The following is a 16075-nucleotide window of genomic DNA, read 5'->3' as shown; positions in this document are numbered from 1 at the left end:
TGCAACGTGGAGACGAACATATGGCCGGTAGGCTGCGTGAGAGATTGAGCAGGTCGGACACCCTCACCGACCGGCCGGACTTCGCGTTGGTGGGTGTGCTGCGGATTCCGGAGTTGCAGACGAGTCCGGCGCGGGCGATCTACCGCCGGGTGGGGATCGCCCTGGCGGCGTTGGCGTTGGCGGTGCTCATCGTCTACATCGACCGGGCGGGCTATCGCGACGTGCAGGACAACGAACTGTCGTTGCTCGACTGCATCTACTACGCGACGGTGTCGTTGTCGACGACGGGATACGGCGACATCACGCCGTTCACACCGTCGGCGAGGCTCGTCAACGTCCTCCTGATCACGCCCCTTCGAATCTTCTTCCTCATCGTCCTGGTCGGTACTACTCTCTCCGCGCTCACGGCGAGCTCCCGGCAGGCGTTCAAAATTCAGCGTTGGAGGCAGCACGTGCGCAATCACACCGTGGTGATCGGCTACGGAACCAAGGGACGCACCGCGATCGACGCGATGCTCGGCGACGACGTTCCGCCGTCGGAGATCGTGGTGGTCGATACCGACCACGCCGTGCTCGACTCGGCGGCCAGCAAGGGCCTCGTCACGGTCCACGGGTCCGCCACCAAATCGGACGTGCTGAGGTTGGCGGGCGCGCAGAACGCGTCGGCGATCATCGTCGCCGCCAACCGCGACGACACCGCGGTGCTGGTGACGCTGACGGCGCGCGAGATCGCACCGAAGGCGAAGATCGTCGCCGCGATCCGCGAATCCGAGAACACGCATCTGCTCCGCCAGTCCGGCGCCGACTCGGTGGTCGTGTCCTCCGAGACCGCGGGCCGGCTCCTCGGCATCGCCACGAAGACGCCGAGCGTCGTCGAGATGATGGAGGACCTCCTGACTCCGGAGGCGGGTTTCGCGATCGCGGAACGTCCCGTGGAGCGGGACGAGATCGGCGGCTCTCCACGCCACCTCGCGGACATCGTGCTCGGTGTGGTGCGGGACGGCCGCTTGATCCGGGTCGGCTCGCCGGAGGTCGATTCGATCGAGGAGAACGACCGACTGCTGTACATCCGTCGGGTCGCCAACTGATCGGCAGTAGTGTCGACGGCGTGACTGTATTCCGGCTCAACGACACCCCGCTCCTGTCCCGCTCCGCCGTCGGGCGGGCCGAGGAATTGCGTTCGGACACGGACGCGCTGCGTGCGGGCTGGCGGGATGCGCTGCTGCTGCGCGTCAATCACCGCGGACAGGTGCGGGTGGGGGACGACGGTCTGGTGTTCGCGGAGGCCACCGAACTCGGCCCCGAACCGAAACCGGGGGCGGTGTTCCTCGGCATTCGCAAGGACCGGCACGTGTGGGCGGTGCGGGTGCAGGCGCTGACCGGCGAGCTGGCCGATCTCCGGATTCTGGGCGGCACGCTGGACGACGCCGACGCCGGTGTGCTCACCGGCGCCCTCGCGATGCTCAACTGGCACGACAGTGCCGGCTTCAGCGCGCTCGACGGCGCGGCGTCGGAACCGACGATGTCGGGATGGTCGCGGATCTCGACGAGCACCGGTCACGAGGAATTTCCCCGCACCGATCCGGCGGTCATCTGCCTCGTGCACGACGGCGGAGACCGTGTGCTCCTGGCCCGGCAGCCCACGTGGCCGCCGCGGCGGTTCTCGATCCTGGCCGGATTCGTCGAGGCCGGAGAATCCCTCGAGACGTGCGTCGTCCGCGAGATCAAGGAAGAGGTGGGCGTCGACGTCCGTGACGTGCGCTACCTCGGCAGCCAGCCGTGGCCGTTCCCCCGTTCGGTGATGATCGGGTTCGCGGCCGTCGGCGATCCCGACGCCCCGCTGACGTTCGCGGACGGCGAGATCGCCGAGGCCCGGTGGTTCACCCGGGACGAGGTGCGCACGGCACTCGAACTCGGCGACTGGGCGTCGGACACCGACGCCACGCTGCTGCTGCCGGGCTCGATATCCATCGCGCGCGGAATCATCGAGTCCTGGGCTGCGGCAGCGACGGAGTCCTAGACGCCGAGAAGCTGCTTGACCTGCGCCAACGACGGGTTGGTGGCGGTGCTGCCGTCGGCGAACTTGACGGTGGGCACGACGTGGTTGCCACCGTTGACGCTGCCGACGAACTCCGCCGACGCCGGATCGTCCTCGATGTCGATCTCCACGTAGCCGATGCCGGATTCGTCCAGCTGCGTCTTCAGGCGCCGGCAGTAGCCGCACCAGGTGGTGGAGTAGATGGTCAGGGCCGGGGTGTCGGTAGCAGTCACGGCGGATATAACACCACGAGCCCGCCGTGTGTTCCCACTGCGGTGTTCGTCCGCTTCGCGCCGTGTCGGTCGCCCCTGTCATGATGGACGCCATGTCAGCAGCCGGCGCAGCAGAGGTGACGACTACCGGTCTCGATCCCGAACAGTCCGCAGCGGTCCTCGCTCCCCGGGGGCCGGTGTGTGTGCTGGCCGGTGCCGGAACAGGCAAGACCCGGACCATCACCCGGCGGATCGCGCACCTCGTCGCCAGTGGGCACGTCGCCGCGGGGCAGGTGCTGGCGGTGACGTTCACGGCGCGCGCGGCAGGCGAGATGCGCGGGCGGCTGCGCAGCCTGGGCATCGGCGACGGGGGAGCGCAGGTCCAGGCACGTACGTTCCACGCGGCCGCGCTGCGGCAGCTGCGGTACTTCTGGCCGCAGGTGGTCGGCGACACGGAATGGCGGCTGCTGGACCGCAAGTTCGCGGTCGTGTCGTCCGCCGCCGGACGGGTCGGCCTGTCCACCAGCACGGAGAGCATCCGCGACCTGGCGAGTGAGATCGAGTGGGCCAAGGCCTCGCTGATCGCGCCGGAGGACTACCCGCGGGCGGTGGCGAAGTTGCGCCGGGAGGCGCCGGTCGACGCCGCCAAGGTCGCCGAGGTGTATCACGGCTACGAACAGCTCAAGGCGCGCGGCCAGGACGGGATGCTCCTCGATTTCGACGACCTCCTGCTCCACACGGCGGCGGCACTCGAAGAGCATTCGGCCGTCGCGGAGGAGTTCCGCGACCGCTACCGCTGCTTCGTCGTCGACGAATACCAGGACGTCACCCCGCTGCAGCAGCGTGTCCTCGATGCCTGGCTCGGCGAGCGGGACGACCTCACCGTCGTCGGCGACGCCAACCAGACCATCTACTCGTTCACCGGCGCCACCCCGAACTACCTGCTCGACTTCTCGCGCCGGTTCCCCGAGGCCACCGTCGTGCGCCTCGAGCGCGACTATCGTTCGACCCCCGAGGTCGTGTCGATGGCGAACCGGGTGATCGGAGCGGCGCGCGGCCGGATCGCGGGCACCCGTCTGCAACTGATCGGGCAGCGCGACTCCGGGCCGGAACCGAGTTTCGTCGAGTTCGACGACGAACCGGCCGAGGCCGCCGGGGTGGCCCGCACGATCAAGCGGCTCATCGCGTCCGGCACCCCGGCGGCGGAGATCGCGGTCCTGTACCGGATCAACGCCCAGTCCGAGGTGCACGAGCAGGCGCTGACGAAACTCGACATCCCGTACCAGGTGCGTGGCGGTGAGGGTTTCTTCACCCGCACCGAGGTGCGTCAGGCCGTGGCGGCGCTGCGCCAGGCCGCGGGCCGCGACGACCTGCCCGACGCGGTCGGCGCCGACCTCGTCACGCTCGTCCGCGCCGTCCTCGTTCCGCTGGGGCTGACGGACGCCGAACCGGCGGGTGCGCAGGCCCGCGAGCGCTGGGCCTCCCTGTCGGCGCTCGTCGCGCTCACCGAGGAACAGCTGACCCAGGATCCGGAGTTGACCCTCGACGCACTGTTGCGCGAGCTGAGTCTGCGGGCGGAGGCGCGGCACCCACCCGTCGTGCAGGGTGTGACCCTCGCGTCCCTGCACGCCGCGAAGGGTCTCGAATGGGACGCCGTGTTCCTCGTCGGCCTCACCGACGGAACACTGCCCATCCAGCACGTGCTCGGCGACTCCAACTCGGCACCCGACGACGCGGCCGTCGAGGAGGAACGCCGGTTGCTGTACGTCGGCGTCACCCGCGCCCGTGAGCACCTGCAGATGTCGTGGGCGCTGTCCCGGAACGAGGGCGGCCGCAAGTCGCGGCGCCGTTCGCGGTTCCTGCACGGACTCATCCCCGAAGACTCACCGGCCTCGCGGATCGCGGCGCCCGTCAAGAGCAACAAGAAGCGTCCCCGGTGCCGGCTGTGCGGAAAACAGCTGATCGGGACGACCGCGACCATGCTCGGTCGCTGCGAGGGGTGCCCGTCGAACGTCGACGTGGAACTGCTCGAATCGCTGCGGTCGTGGCGGCTCGAGAAGTCGAGGGAGCTGAAGGTCCCGGCGTACGTGGTGTTCAGCGACAACACGTTGACGGCTCTCGCCGAGCAGCGCCCGCAGGACGATCGCGGACTCGTCGCGATCCCCGGGATCGGTGCGAAGAAGCTCGAGCAGTTCGGCGAAGACGTCCTCGGTGTGATCAAGGGAAGCGGTACTCGCTGAACGACTCCCGCACGAGGGTGAAGTAGCACGCATCACTGCAGGTCAAAAATAGGTTGTGCGGTTCTGGAGAATTGCCTACTGTGGTTTCAGTGCGCGGGGAGACCCGTGTGGTTCACATCGGATCGAGAAGAAATGGAGGTGGCAGTGAAATGACGAAGTTCCAAGCACATGAGACGGCAGTCGCTGCTGCCTCCGCGTTGTTCGGCATGAACGCGGCGGAACAGGCACCGGCGATCGTCTGGTCGGCAGCCCGTCGTCGTCCCGCAACAGCAGTCGAGTCCGTGTATCGGAGTTGTCGAGGAATTCCTCGATAGATCAACTCCCACCGTCTTTTCAAGGCCACGGACCCGCATCGCGGACCGTGGCCTTCGTAGTTCGAGCACCCTTCCCGCTCGCAGCCTCGGCTCTGGTTCGCATCCATTTCAACGAACCGAAGAGAATAACCGTCGCAATGAGAGCAGAGGAGAACGACGTGTCTACCGTGACATGCCGAGGGGTATCCGAAACCTCAACCACCACAAGCGGATTTGTTCAGATCGCTACCGCACGTGGTGACCTGCCGTGCCGGGTCGACGACCCCGACCTGTGGTTTGCGGACTCTCCCACCGAGCTGGAGCAGGCGAAGGCGCTGTGCGCGTCCTGCCCGATCCGCTCCCGCTGCCTCGACGCCGCTCTCGATCGAGGTGAGCCGTGGGGCGTGTGGGGTGGGGAGATCTTCGACCAGGGTGTCGTGATCGCCCGCAAGCGTCCCCGTGGACGTCCCCGCAAGACGCCGGCTCTGGTGTGTGCGTAGCACCTGTGAGTACTTGTTAACCGCCCGCGGTTAACAAGTACTCACAGGTCGGGGGCCACGAACCCGGGGAGCCACCGGGTGAGGATCGCCATGTACGGCGCGTACGCGTCCAGTTGGGCGCAGATCCCCACCGAGCCGACGAGAACCCGGAAGATCATCAGATACTCGGCGGGCAGATTCAGTGCCCGGGCGGTCCGGAACTGCGCACTGTTGAAGTCGGTCGCGGAACCCGCCGCCTTCTGCAGCCAGGCGCGGGTGAAGTGGAACGATTCGGTGCGGATCGGATCGGTGACGGGACGCAGGTAGTCGGCGATCTCCTTGTCGGTCACCGTCCTGCCCGGCAGGACAAATCCGTTGGCGTGCAGCAACTCCGTCAGTTCGTCGAACTGCTCGTGGACTGCCAGCCGGACCATCGCCCCGAGCACCGGTGGGAGACCGTGCGGAAACGGTGCCGCGGCACCGAAATCGATGACCCCCAGGCGGCCGTCGCTGTGCAGCATGAAGTTACCCGGATGCGGGTCGCAGTGAAGCAGGCCGACGCGGGTGGGGGAGGCGAAGTGGAACTCCGCGAGCAGTGCGCCGGCAGTGTTGCGTTCCTCGGGGGTGCCGTCGGCGATGATGGCCGACAGCGGTTTCGCCGACATCCATTCGGTGACCACCACCTTGGGGGCGCTGGCGACGACGTGCGGAATCGCGAACTGCGGGTCCCCGTCGAACACCTTCGCGAAGCGGCGCTGATTGTTCGCCTCGATCCGGTAGTCGAGTTCTTCTTCGGTGCGGGCGGTGAATTCGTCGATGACCGGCCGCACGTCGACCCCGGGCATGACCGAAGCGAACAGACCCGCGAACCGTCCCAGTGTCTTCAGGTCGGCGCGCAGCGCTTCGTCGGCGCCGGGGTACTGAACCTTGACGGCCACGTCGCGGCCGTCGGCCCACACGGCGCGATGCACCTGGCCGATGCTGGCCGACGCGGTCGGGGTGTCGTCGAACGACTGGAACCGCTCCCGCCACTTGGTGCCCAGTTGCTGGTCGAGCATCCGGTGGACCGCCTTCGCGGGCAGCGGAGGTGCCTGCGCCTGCAGCTTGTTCAGCGATTCACGGTAGGGTTCCGCGAACTCCTCGGGGATTGCCGCCTCCATGACGCTGAGCGCCTGGCCCAGTTTCATGGCGCCGCCCTTGAGTTCGCCGAGGACGGCGAATAATTGCTCGGCGGCCTTCGCGCTCAGCTGGGCGTCGATCTCGTCCCTGTCGCCGCCGGTCAGCTTCCGGCCGAACCCCATCGCGGCACGCCCCGCGATCCCCAACGGGATGCTCGCGAGTTTCGCGGTGCGGGCAGAACTCCTGCGGGGGATGTCGGGCACCCCACCATCATGCATCATCACCGATGCCGGTTCGATTCGCCCACGGCGGGCGCCAGATACGTGCAGCTGCAACTCGCCTGCCTCGGCCAGCGCCGCGTCACCAGGCGGTGCGCCCCCAGATCGATCTCGAGCGTGGCGTCGAGACTGCTGGGCGGCGCGCCGCGCGGGGCGGACAGCACGGCCTCGAGTTGGCCGAGGGCGACTGCGGCCGTGGCCATGATCACGGCGGGACTCGCATGCCCGACCGTCCCCAGGAGCTGAGCGGACAGGTGCGGCCAGTCCTCGTCGTACGCGGCACGGAGGAGATCGGCGCACCGCAGGCAACTCGTGTGGCCCGGCAGCACGAGCGGACCGACCACACCGCGACCGTCCCGCAGCCGGACCTGCAGGTGCGGTATCCCGTTCTGGACCAGATCCGCAGCGAGGCGAGGGTCCGCCACCAGGTCGTCCGCGAGCACGACGCACAGGGCGTTCCACCGCCGGACATCGCCGTCGGCGGAGTAGCGGAACGAGCGGGAGACCCGGATGCCGCCGTCGGTGAGCCCGGTGGACACCGCATCCGACAGCGGTCCGCGCCCGTGCACGCGGATGGTGATCGTGTCCGCGACGGGGGAGGTGCCCGCGACGTCGATCAGACCGGCGCGGTCCAGATCGCCGAGCAGCTTCGACACGTCCGTGGGCGCCAGGCCGTATCCGACGGCCGTCCACAGGATGTGCGGCCGCGTGTTCTTGCCGTCGAGCAGTCGGACGACGGCGAGGAGTTGCTCGGTCCGGACTCCGGGCGGTGGGGAGAGGACGAGTGCGCGCTCGGGATCCCAGCCGAACTGCACCCGCCCGTCGGGGCGGACGAGCACGGCGATCCGAGGATCGAGGGTGACACCGACGGGGTGCGGGTGCGAGATGGTCACGCACCGAGGATTCCAGGCCACGACTGGTCGCCGGCCCGGAAAAGACGAGTTGTCCACAGGCCGAAACGTGCTCCGACCTGCGGACTTCCCGCTACCGACACATTGGTGCGATCAGGGGGTCAGGACTCCGGCTCGTCGTCCTTACCGGACTTGCCGCGTTCGGCCTCCTCGGCCCGCTCGCGGGCCTCCGTCGCCTCCAGCTGCGCCATCGGATTGTCGAAGTCGCCGCCGTCGCCGCCCCCGAGTACCCGTTCGACGAACGCGTCCGGGCTGTCGAGGTCGGACGAGTCGGGCAGCAGGTCGGGGTGGGCCCACACGCCGTCACGGGCGTCGACGGTCGACTCGGACGTCAGGCGCGTCCACAGCTGCGCCGCCTCCCGGACCTTGCGGGGACGCAGTTCGAGTCCGACGAGTGTCGCGAACGTCTGCTCGGCGGGTCCGCCGGTCGCGCGCCTGCGGCGGAGCGTCTCGCTGAGTGCCGCGACGCCGGGGAGGCGGTCGTTCAACGCCGACGCGACGACGACCTCGACCCAGCCCTCGATGAGGGCGAGCAGTGTCTCGAGTCGCTCGAGGGCCTGCTTCTGCTCGGGTGTGGTCTGCGGTTCGAAGGCACCCTGCTGCAGGATGTTCTCGAGCTGCGACGGATCGGTCAGCGCGGACGGATCGAGCCCCTTCGCCATGTCCTCGATGGCGGAGAAGTCCATGGTGATGCCGCGGGCGTACTCCTCGACGGTGGCGAGGAGACGCTGACGCAGCCACGGGACGTGGCTGTACAGGCGCTGGTAGGCGGCCTCACGTGCGGCGAGGAAGACGAGGATCTCCCGGTCGGGCTGTTCGAGCCCCTTGCTGAACCGTTCCACCGCTGCGGGAAGCAATGCGCCCGTGCCCGCCGGACCGAGGGGGAGACCGATGTCGGTGGAGGTGAGGACCTCCTTCGACAGCTGGCCCAGCGCCTGGCCGAGCTGGGAGCCGAACGCGAGGCCACCCATCTGGCTCATCATGCCGAGCATCGGTCCTGCCATCTGCTGCGCCTCTTCGGGCAGCCCCTGCACCCACATGCCCGACACCTTCTCCGCCACCGGGTCGCACAACCGCTTCCAGGTGTCGAGGGTGTTGTCGAGCCAGTCGTTGGGCGTCCACGCGACGGTCTTCGACGCGCCCGCAGGCAGCGTCGTCGCGGCGTCCAGCCACAGTTCGGCGAGCCGCGAGGCGTCGGCGATCGCCTCGGAATTGCCCTGCGTGATCGGAGCGACGGACCCCATCTGCTGGCGGGCGAGCTTCTTCGCGACCTCGTAGTTGACCGGGCCGGTCTGCTCCCCGGACCCCATCGACGTGCCCATCCCGCTCAGCATCTGGCCGAACTGGGTGAGCATCTGGCCGAGGGCGGCCGGGTCGAAGCCCCCGGCGGGGAAACCACCCGCCCCGAAACCGAAGTCGCCGGAACCGCCCGCGTTCTTGTCGCGGTCGGGCCCGTTCTGATCCCCCGTGTTCTTGTCACGATCGGGATCGTCGTCGGGTTTGGAGAAGCCGAAGGGCGGATTGCTCATGACTCAACGGTACAAGGCGCATGGTTCGGTGGCTGCCGACCGCGTCACGCTGACGGCGAACACGCGGACGGCCGACAGCGGTGCCCGGTGGTTCGCGCTCTACGCTGGTCCAGGTGAATCGACGGATCGTGACGCTTCTGGCTGCGCTGGCCCCGATCGTGGTACTCGGCATTCTCGGCACCGTGATCACGGTGCCGTTCGTGGCTCTCGGGCCGGGACCCACGTTCAACACCCTCGGCGAAGTGGGTGGTGAGCAGGTCGTCGCCATCGCGGGGACGGACGTGGACGACACCACCGGCCACCTCAACATGACGACGGTCGCCGTCCGCGACGACCTCAACGTGTTCGAAGCGTTCGGACTGTGGGCGAGTGGACGCCAGGGCATCGTGCCCCGCGAGGAGGTGTACCCGCCGGACAAGTCGAAGGACGAGGTCAAGCAGGAGAACGACGCCGACTTCCAGCAGTCGGAGGACAGCGCCGAACTCGCGGCGCTCCACTTCCTGGGCAAGCCGGTGGACCTGCGGATCGCCAAGGTCGGTGAGGACGGCCCCTCCCAGGGGCTGCTGCGCGAAGGCGACGTGCTGGTCAGTGTCGACGGAAAGCCGGTGTCGACTGTCGGCGGCGTGCAGGAGGCGGTGGCCGACGTGGCCCCGAACACCGAGGTGCCGATCGTGATCCGGCGTGACGGCGCCGAGACCACGGTGCGGGTGGTGCTCGGTGCCCGCCCGGACGACGAGGCCAAGGGCTACCTGGGGATCACGCCGGAGGAGGTCCCGGACGTCCCGTTCACGATCGACTTCAACCTCGCCGACGTGGGCGGCCCCTCGGCGGGACTCATGTTCACGCTCGCTGTGATCGACAAACTCAGCCCGGGCGAACTCAACGGCGGCAAGTTCGTCGCCGGCACCGGCACGATCGACTCCGACGGCGACGTCGGCCCCATCGGCGGCATCAAGTACAAGTTGATCGCCGCGTCCGAAGCGGGCGCCGAGACATTCCTCGTGCCGGCGAAGAACTGCGACGAGGCACGCCAGGGGGCACCCGACGGGCTCCGGCTGGTGAAGGTCGAGAACCTCGACGGGGCCGTTGACGCGCTCGAGGCCGTCAACGCCGGAGCCGACGCGCCGCACTGCTGACTGCGGCGCGGTCGGTCCTTCTCGACTGCGGAGCGGTCAGTCCTCTTCGGTCGCGTCGAGGGTGGCGTACAGCGCGCTGACGAGATTCGGCGCCAGGTCCTCGTAGGTGAGCAGTTCGATTCCGGCGTACGGGTCGGCGTCCTCGTCGGGGCGCAACTGCATCAGGCACAGCGACGGTCCGTCGCGCAGCACGGCGGCGATGAGCCGGGCGGCCCGGCGGTCGGGATGCGACTCGGCCGCGGCCCGTGCGGCGTCGTCGGCGGCGTCGCGGTCGGACAGGAGGGGGACGAGCGCGTCGTCGAGATCGGATTCCGCCTCGGGAGGCAGGACCACGATCTCCTGGACGAGGGCGCACCCGACCACGGACTCGGGCCAGCTGGTGGTGGCGAGGAATTCGTCGAGTGCGCGTGACCCGCCGTCGATGTCGCCGGGGAACGGATCCTGTTCCACCGGGGTCAATTCCGCACCGTCGGCGAGTTGGTCGAGCAGGCTCGGTTCGGCGGCCGCGAGGAGTTCGGTCGGGACGAGTGCGAACATCTGGGGCGGCTGATCCCACCCTCCGGCATCGACGAATTCGACCACCTCACGCACGCAGCGGGCGAGGGCGTCCGTCTCTCGGTTCACATTCTCTTCACTCACAGGACCCATCTTCGCACCCCCGGAACAGGACCGACGGCGGCAACTCTCGGTTGTTACGTAGAGTGGGACGAAACGGTCACGCCCTCGCTGTTCGGGGTGTGGACGACCGAACGGTGCAGTTGACCGCGGCGTGAGAACGTCGCCGAGTTCTTGGAGTGTGGCACGTGGGCATGCGGCCCCCCGCAGGTTTACCGTCGTTGTCCAAACGCAGTCGAGTGCTGCTGGTGCTGGCGCTTGTCGTCGCGGCCCTGCTGCTGGTGGGTCCTCGGCTGATCAGCACGTACACGGACTGGTTGTGGTTCGGTGAGGTCGGATTCCGTGGTGTCTTCACCACGGTCCTCGTCACCCGTCTGCTGCTCTTCCTCGTGGTGGGGGTGGTGGTCGGCGGAATCGTCTGGCTGGCACTGCTGCTCGCGTACCGTTCGCGGCCGGTGTTCGTCCCGGTGTCGGGTCCCAACGATCCGGTGGCGCGGTACCGCACCACGGTGATGACCCGGCTGCGTCTGTTCGGCCTCGCGATTCCGATCGCGGTGGGACTGCTCGCCGGCCTGATCGCCCAGTCCAGTTGGGTGACGGTGCAGTTGTTCGTCAACGGCGGCGCGTTCGGCGTCGCCGATCCCGAATTCGGCCTCGACGTCGGCTTCTACACGTTCGATCTGCCGTTCTACCGTTTCGTCCTCAATTGGCTGTTCGTGGCGGTGCTGCTGGCGTTCTTCGCGAGCCTGGTGACGCACTACATCTTCGGTGGGCTCAAGCTCGCGGGCCGGGGCGGCGCGCTGACCAATGCGGCGCGAGTCCAGTTGGCAGTGCTGGCGGGAACGTTCATTCTCCTCAAGGCCGTCGCGTACTGGTTCGACCGGTATTCCCTGCTGTCGAGCAGCCGCAAGGAGCCCACGTTCACCGGTGGTAGCTACACCGACATGAACGCGGTGCTGCAGGCGAAGCTGATCCTGCTGGCCATCGCGGTCATCTGCGCGGGCGCGTTCTTCGCGGCGATCTTCCTGCGCGATCTGCGGATTCCCGCAATGGCCACAGCCCTTCTCGTGCTCTCGTCGATCCTGGTCGGCGCGGTGTGGCCGCTCGTGGTGGAGCAGTTCTCGGTGCGCCCCAACGCCGCCGACAAGGAGAGCGCGTACATCGAGCGGAACATCGCCGCCACCCGGCAGGCGTACGGCATCACCGACGACAAGGTCGAGTACCAGGACTACCAGGGGTACGGGACGACGCCGCCGCGCGACGTGCCCGCCGACGTGACGACGATCGCGAACACGCGACTGCTCGACCCGAACATCCTGTCGCGGACGTTCACCCAGCAGCAGCAGCTGAAGAACTTCTACGGTTTCCCGCCGACGCTCGACATCGACCGGTACGACATCGACGGGGAGATGCGTGACTACATCGTCGCGGCCCGCGAGTTGTCGTCGAAGAGCCTGACGGGCAACCAGACGGACTGGATCAACAAGCACACCGTCTACACGCACGGCAACGGACTGGTCGCGGCCCCCGCGAACCGGGTGAACGCCGCCGCAGGCGAGTCCGCGGAGGAAGCCGCCAACAGCAACAGCGGTTACCCCGTCTACATGGTGAGCGACATCGCCTCACAGGCCGCGGGAAATCAGGTCATCCCGGTCGAGCAGCCGCGCATCTACTACGGCGAGGTCATCGCCGACACCGATGCCGACTACGCGATCGTCGGTGGTTCCCAGGGTTCGGATCCGCGGGAGTACGACACCGACACCTCGCGCTACACGTACACCGGTTCGGGTGGTGTGCCGATCGGCAACTGGTTCAACCGGCTGGCGTTCGCGGCGAAGTACACCGAACGCAACATATTGTTCTCCGGTGCCATCGGTTCGGATTCGAAGATCATCTACAACCGGGACCCCCGGGACCGAGTCACGCACGTCGCACCGTGGCTGACCGCGGACGGCGACTCCTACCCGGCCGTCGTCGACGGCAAGGTCGTGTGGATCGTGGACGCCTACACCACGCTGCAGGACTACCCGTACGCTCAGCGCAGTTCGCTCGACGGACTGGTGGAGGACAGCATCGACCAGAACACCGGCCGCCTGCTGCCCCGCAAGGAGGTGTCCTACATCCGCAACTCGGTGAAGGCCACCGTCGACGCGTACGACGGCACCGTGAAGCTCTACCAGGTGGACCAGAACGATCCCGTGCTCGACGCGTGGATGGGTGTGTTCCCCGACGCGGTTCAGCCTGCGGACTCGATTCCGGACGAACTGCGCGCGCACTTCCGTTATCCCGAGGACCTGTTCAAGGTGCAGCGCGAGATGCTCGCCAAGTACCACGTGGACGATCCGAAGGAGTTCTTCACCAACAACGCGTTCTGGTCGGTGCCGAGCGATCCCACGATCGACACGAGCGCGAACCAGCCGCCGTACTACGTGCTGGTCGGTGATCCCGAGACCGGGAAACCGTCGTTCAACCTGACCAGTGCGATGGTGGGTTACAGCCGCGAGTTCCTGTCCGCCTATCTGTCGGTGAAATCGGACCCGGAGAACTACGGCAAGTTCACGGTGCTCCAATTGCCGACGGACACCCAGACCCAGGGTCCGCAGCAGACGCAGAACTCGATGATCTCCGATCCGCGGGTGGCGTCGGAGAGAACGCTGCTCGAGAGATCGAACAAGATTCAGTACGGCAACCTGCTGACACTGCCGATCGCGAACGGCGGCATCCTGTACGTCGAACCGATGTACACGGAGCGAAGTTCGACGGGCCCGAACACGTCGACGTTCCCGCAGCTGTCCCGAGTGCTGGTGAGCTACCGCGAGCCGCCGCCGAGTAACAGTGTGCGCGTCGGGTACGCCCCGACTCTGGCACAGGCGCTCGACCAGGTGTTCGGTGCGGGAACGGGCTCGGTGGCCACGGCGCCCAGCGCCGAGGAGGGGACACCTCCGGAGACCGGCACGACGCCGCCCGTCGCCCAGGGTGCGGCCCCGGCAGCGCCCACCGCACCGGCGACTCCGCCGTCCGGCACGGACGTCTCGGCGGCTGTGGCGGAGCTGGATGCGTCGCTCGACGCGTTGACGTCGGCGCAGCGCAGCGGTGACTTCGCGGCGTACGGTGCGGCCCTCGCCCGGGTGCAGAAGGCGGTCGCCGCGTACGAGGCGATCCCGAAGTAGAGGCGTTTCACCGGAGAGCGAACGAGGCCCTGTCATCCGAACCGGATGACAGGGCCTCGTCGTATACGAGCGGAAGATCAGCGCAGTGCGTCGACCAGCTGCGGGTTGGCGTTCACCAGCTGCTGGAACTGCTGTCCGTAGCCGTTCTGCTCGGCGACCTGACGCGCGGCGTCCAGTGCCTGCTGCGCGGCGGGCTGGACCGGAGCGGGCGCCTGGACCTGTGCCGGTGCCGCGGGGGCGGGCGCAGGGGTGGGCGCCGGAGCGGGCGCGGGGGCCTCGGCGACGGCGCCGCCACCGGTGGTCAGGTACTGACCGCACACCGGCCAGGCACCCTGGCCCTGCGTCGCGAGAACATTCTCGGCGACACGGACCTGCTCGGCCTTGCTGGCGTTCGACGCCGAGCCGCTGCCGCCGTTGGCCTCCCAGGTGCTCTGCGAGAACTGCAGGCCGCCGTAGTAGCCGTTTCCGGTGTTGATTCCCCAGTTGCCGCCGCTCTCGCACGCTGCGACGCCGTCCCAGTTGTGGGAGGCGGCGGAGGCGGTGCCGGTGCTCAGGCCGAGCGGAACGGCGACGACGGCTCCGGTGACGGCGATCCATCCGAGGGCACGCTTGCTGATGCTGTGATTGGTCATGCGGGGTCAATCCTCTCCGCGCTTGCTGTCGTGGCCGGCCTGCGGGCGACGACGTTCGCGTCGTCGCGCCGGGCTGCGATTCTGTGCCGCGTCCCTGCCCCTCGAAGGTTTCGGGGATTCCGAACCCGCGGGGCAGAGCTAGCAGCGGCGGGCCGGCTTTCGCCCGGTTGTTTCGGGCCGAGAGCGACCGTACGGGAGCTTCGCCCGCAGTTCACCTGGCGAAAATGGTGGACAGGTGTCCGGCGTCGAGGGCGAATTTTCCCTGTTTCCGCAGTTCAGAAGCGCTTGATATCGTTTCGGAGTCGATTCGTTACACCGTTGTTATGTGGCGGGGATCACTACTAATTTGTGCAGCGGCTCACGCGTAAATGGCGGGGAAACGGATCTCGGTGGTGTAGGTCGATGCCGTGCAATGCCCGAGCGCCCTGCGCGCAGTCGTGCTGCGCGCCAGGGCGCTCGGGCAAGTGTGGGGTGCGGATCAGAGGTACTGTCCGCAGACCGGCCAGGCGCCGGGTCCCTGGGTCGCCAGGACGTTCTCGGCAACCCGAATCTGCTCCTCGCGCGAGGCGTTCGAAGGCGAGCCGGAGCCGCCGTTCGCGGCCCAGGTGCTGTCGGTGAACTGCAGGCCGCCCGAGAAGCCGTTTCCGGTGTCGGCGCCCCAGTTGCCGCTGCTCTCGCATGCTGCGACAGCGTCCCAGTCTCCGGAAGCGGCCGAAGCGGTGCCGGTGCTCAGGCCGAGCGGCACTCCGATGACTGCTCCGGTGAGTGCGACTGCGCCCATGGTCCGCTTGACGATGCTGGAATTGAACATGTGGTTGATTCCTCTCCGCGCCTGCCGACGAGGTGGTCGTGTGGATGACGGCTGGTGTGCCGACCCGCTGGTCGATCTGTCCTCGTCCTGCCCCTCGAGGTGTCGGGATTCCGGATCCCGCTGGGGCAGGTCGAGCTGCGGCGGGTCGGCGTTGCCCGTTGGTTTCGGGCTGGCAACGAACGTACGCGGCGATCACGGAATGGTCACGGGCCGATTTTCTGTGACGGGCGTCCAAATACTGGGATGAACGCACGGTGTTTTCGCAGGTCGACCCACTAGTTGCGGATTCCGAAAACGTTACAGATTTTCCCAAAAGTGTGATGCAGGTCATAACTTTTAGGTAACGGATGTGACTCGGGTGGTGCTGAAAGGTTGCTAGTCGGCCTCTTTCCGGGCGATTTGCAATCCGTTCGTTCGCTCGTGTAACTTTGTTCATGCAGCGCGGGGTGGAGCAGCTCGGTAGCTCGCTGGGCTCATAACCCAGAGGTCGCAGGTTCAAATCCTGTCCCCGCTACCACCGAAGAACCGGTGTCCTGGAATCCAGGGCACCGGTTCTTTTTTGTTTCCGTATTCAGTTCCGTGGCCGGCGACGGAGCGCCGGGTGGGGCGCAG

Annotated in this window: 12 protein-coding genes, 1 tRNA gene and 1 pseudogene; 7 read left to right on the top strand and 7 right to left on the bottom strand. The window is 67.7% G+C overall.

The window, feature by feature from the left end; translation table 11 throughout:
* Positions 1-20 precede the first annotated feature (20 nt).
* Together CJ179_RS05200 and nudC are read left to right on the top strand one after the other, a co-directional pair.
* Complete coding sequence (locus tag CJ179_RS05200) at positions 21-1088, top strand: TrkA family potassium uptake protein (protein WP_072937670.1); 1068 nt, start codon at positions 21-23, stop codon at positions 1086-1088.
* Between the two features lie 20 nt (positions 1089-1108).
* Entirely contained in the window at positions 1109-2020 is a 912-nt protein-coding gene (gene nudC / locus CJ179_RS05195; RefSeq protein ID WP_072937671.1) for an NAD(+) diphosphatase, read from the top strand.
* Here nudC and CJ179_RS05190 read toward each other — a convergent pair.
* The gene (locus tag CJ179_RS05190) at positions 2017-2271 is read right to left on the bottom strand and encodes a mycoredoxin (RefSeq protein ID WP_015890142.1); all 255 of its coding nucleotides are present in this window, start codon (positions 2269-2271) and stop codon (positions 2017-2019) included. The two genes, nudC and CJ179_RS05190, sit on opposite strands and share 4 nt — an antisense overlap.
* A gap of 80 nt (positions 2272-2351) precedes the next feature.
* Between CJ179_RS05190 and CJ179_RS05185 the strand changes: the two genes are divergently transcribed.
* Both CJ179_RS05185 and CJ179_RS05175 read left to right on the top strand, forming a co-directional pair.
* Positions 2352-4490, top strand: coding sequence for an ATP-dependent DNA helicase UvrD2 (locus CJ179_RS05185; RefSeq protein ID WP_083395561.1), 2139 nt, complete (start codon positions 2352-2354; stop codon positions 4488-4490).
* Positions 4491-4941: 451 nt separating this feature from the next.
* Positions 4942-5283, top strand: coding sequence for a WhiB family transcriptional regulator (locus CJ179_RS05175; protein ID WP_095860829.1), 342 nt, complete (start codon positions 4942-4944; stop codon positions 5281-5283).
* Between the two features lie 41 nt (positions 5284-5324).
* Here CJ179_RS05175 and CJ179_RS05170 read toward each other — a convergent pair whose 3' ends face one another.
* The 3 genes from CJ179_RS05170 to CJ179_RS05160 form a co-directional block, all read right to left on the bottom strand.
* Positions 5325-6662, bottom strand: a complete 1338-nt coding sequence (locus CJ179_RS05170; RefSeq protein WP_072937674.1) for an AarF/ABC1/UbiB kinase family protein — start codon at positions 6660-6662, stop codon at positions 5325-5327.
* A complete protein-coding gene (locus tag CJ179_RS05165) occupies positions 6662-7552 on the bottom strand; it encodes a hypothetical protein (protein ID WP_095860828.1) in 891 nt (296 codons plus the stop codon). The genes CJ179_RS05170 and CJ179_RS05165 overlap by 1 nt, the downstream gene beginning before the upstream one ends.
* A 119-nt stretch (positions 7553-7671) precedes the next feature.
* Positions 7672-9099, bottom strand: coding sequence for a zinc-dependent metalloprotease (locus CJ179_RS05160; RefSeq protein WP_072937676.1), 1428 nt, complete (start codon positions 9097-9099; stop codon positions 7672-7674).
* A 113-nt stretch (positions 9100-9212) separates the two neighbouring features.
* Between CJ179_RS05160 and CJ179_RS05155 the strand changes: the two genes are divergently transcribed.
* Positions 9213-10235 (top strand): PDZ domain-containing protein, encoded by a 1023-nt coding sequence (locus CJ179_RS05155; protein WP_072937792.1) that lies wholly within the window; start codon positions 9213-9215, stop codon positions 10233-10235.
* A gap of 36 nt (positions 10236-10271) precedes the next feature.
* Here CJ179_RS05155 and CJ179_RS05150 read toward each other — a convergent pair whose 3' ends face one another.
* A complete protein-coding gene (locus tag CJ179_RS05150) occupies positions 10272-10883 on the bottom strand; it encodes a PPA1309 family protein (RefSeq protein ID WP_072937677.1) in 612 nt (203 codons plus the stop codon).
* A 155-nt stretch (positions 10884-11038) separates the two neighbouring features.
* Between CJ179_RS05150 and CJ179_RS05145 the strand changes: the two genes are divergently transcribed.
* The gene (locus CJ179_RS05145) at positions 11039-14020 is read left to right on the top strand and encodes a UPF0182 family protein (RefSeq protein WP_072937678.1); all 2982 of its coding nucleotides are present in this window, start codon (positions 11039-11041) and stop codon (positions 14018-14020) included.
* A 77-nt stretch (positions 14021-14097) separates the two neighbouring features.
* Here CJ179_RS05145 and CJ179_RS05140 read toward each other — a convergent pair whose 3' ends face one another.
* Both CJ179_RS05140 and CJ179_RS05135 read right to left on the bottom strand, forming a co-directional pair.
* Complete coding sequence (locus CJ179_RS05140) at positions 14098-14652, bottom strand: transglycosylase family protein (protein WP_072937679.1); 555 nt, start codon at positions 14650-14652, stop codon at positions 14098-14100.
* A 481-nt stretch (positions 14653-15133) separates the two neighbouring features.
* Positions 15134-15463 (bottom strand): annotated as a pseudogene (locus CJ179_RS05135) (transglycosylase family protein); the annotation flags it as partial.
* Between the two features lie 440 nt (positions 15464-15903).
* On the opposite strand from CJ179_RS05135, the gene CJ179_RS05130 reads away from it, so the two are divergent.
* Positions 15904-15980 (top strand) — tRNA-Met (locus CJ179_RS05130).
* The last annotated feature ends 95 nt before the right edge of the window (positions 15981-16075 follow it).

Origin of the sequence: Rhodococcus sp. ACS1, assembly GCF_002300155.1 — a bacterium.
Classification (GTDB): domain Bacteria; phylum Actinomycetota; class Actinomycetes; order Mycobacteriales; family Mycobacteriaceae; genus Rhodococcus_F; species Rhodococcus_F koreensis.
The sequence above is the reverse complement of the archived record's forward strand: the minus strand, read 5'-3'. Positions and strand labels throughout refer to the sequence as shown.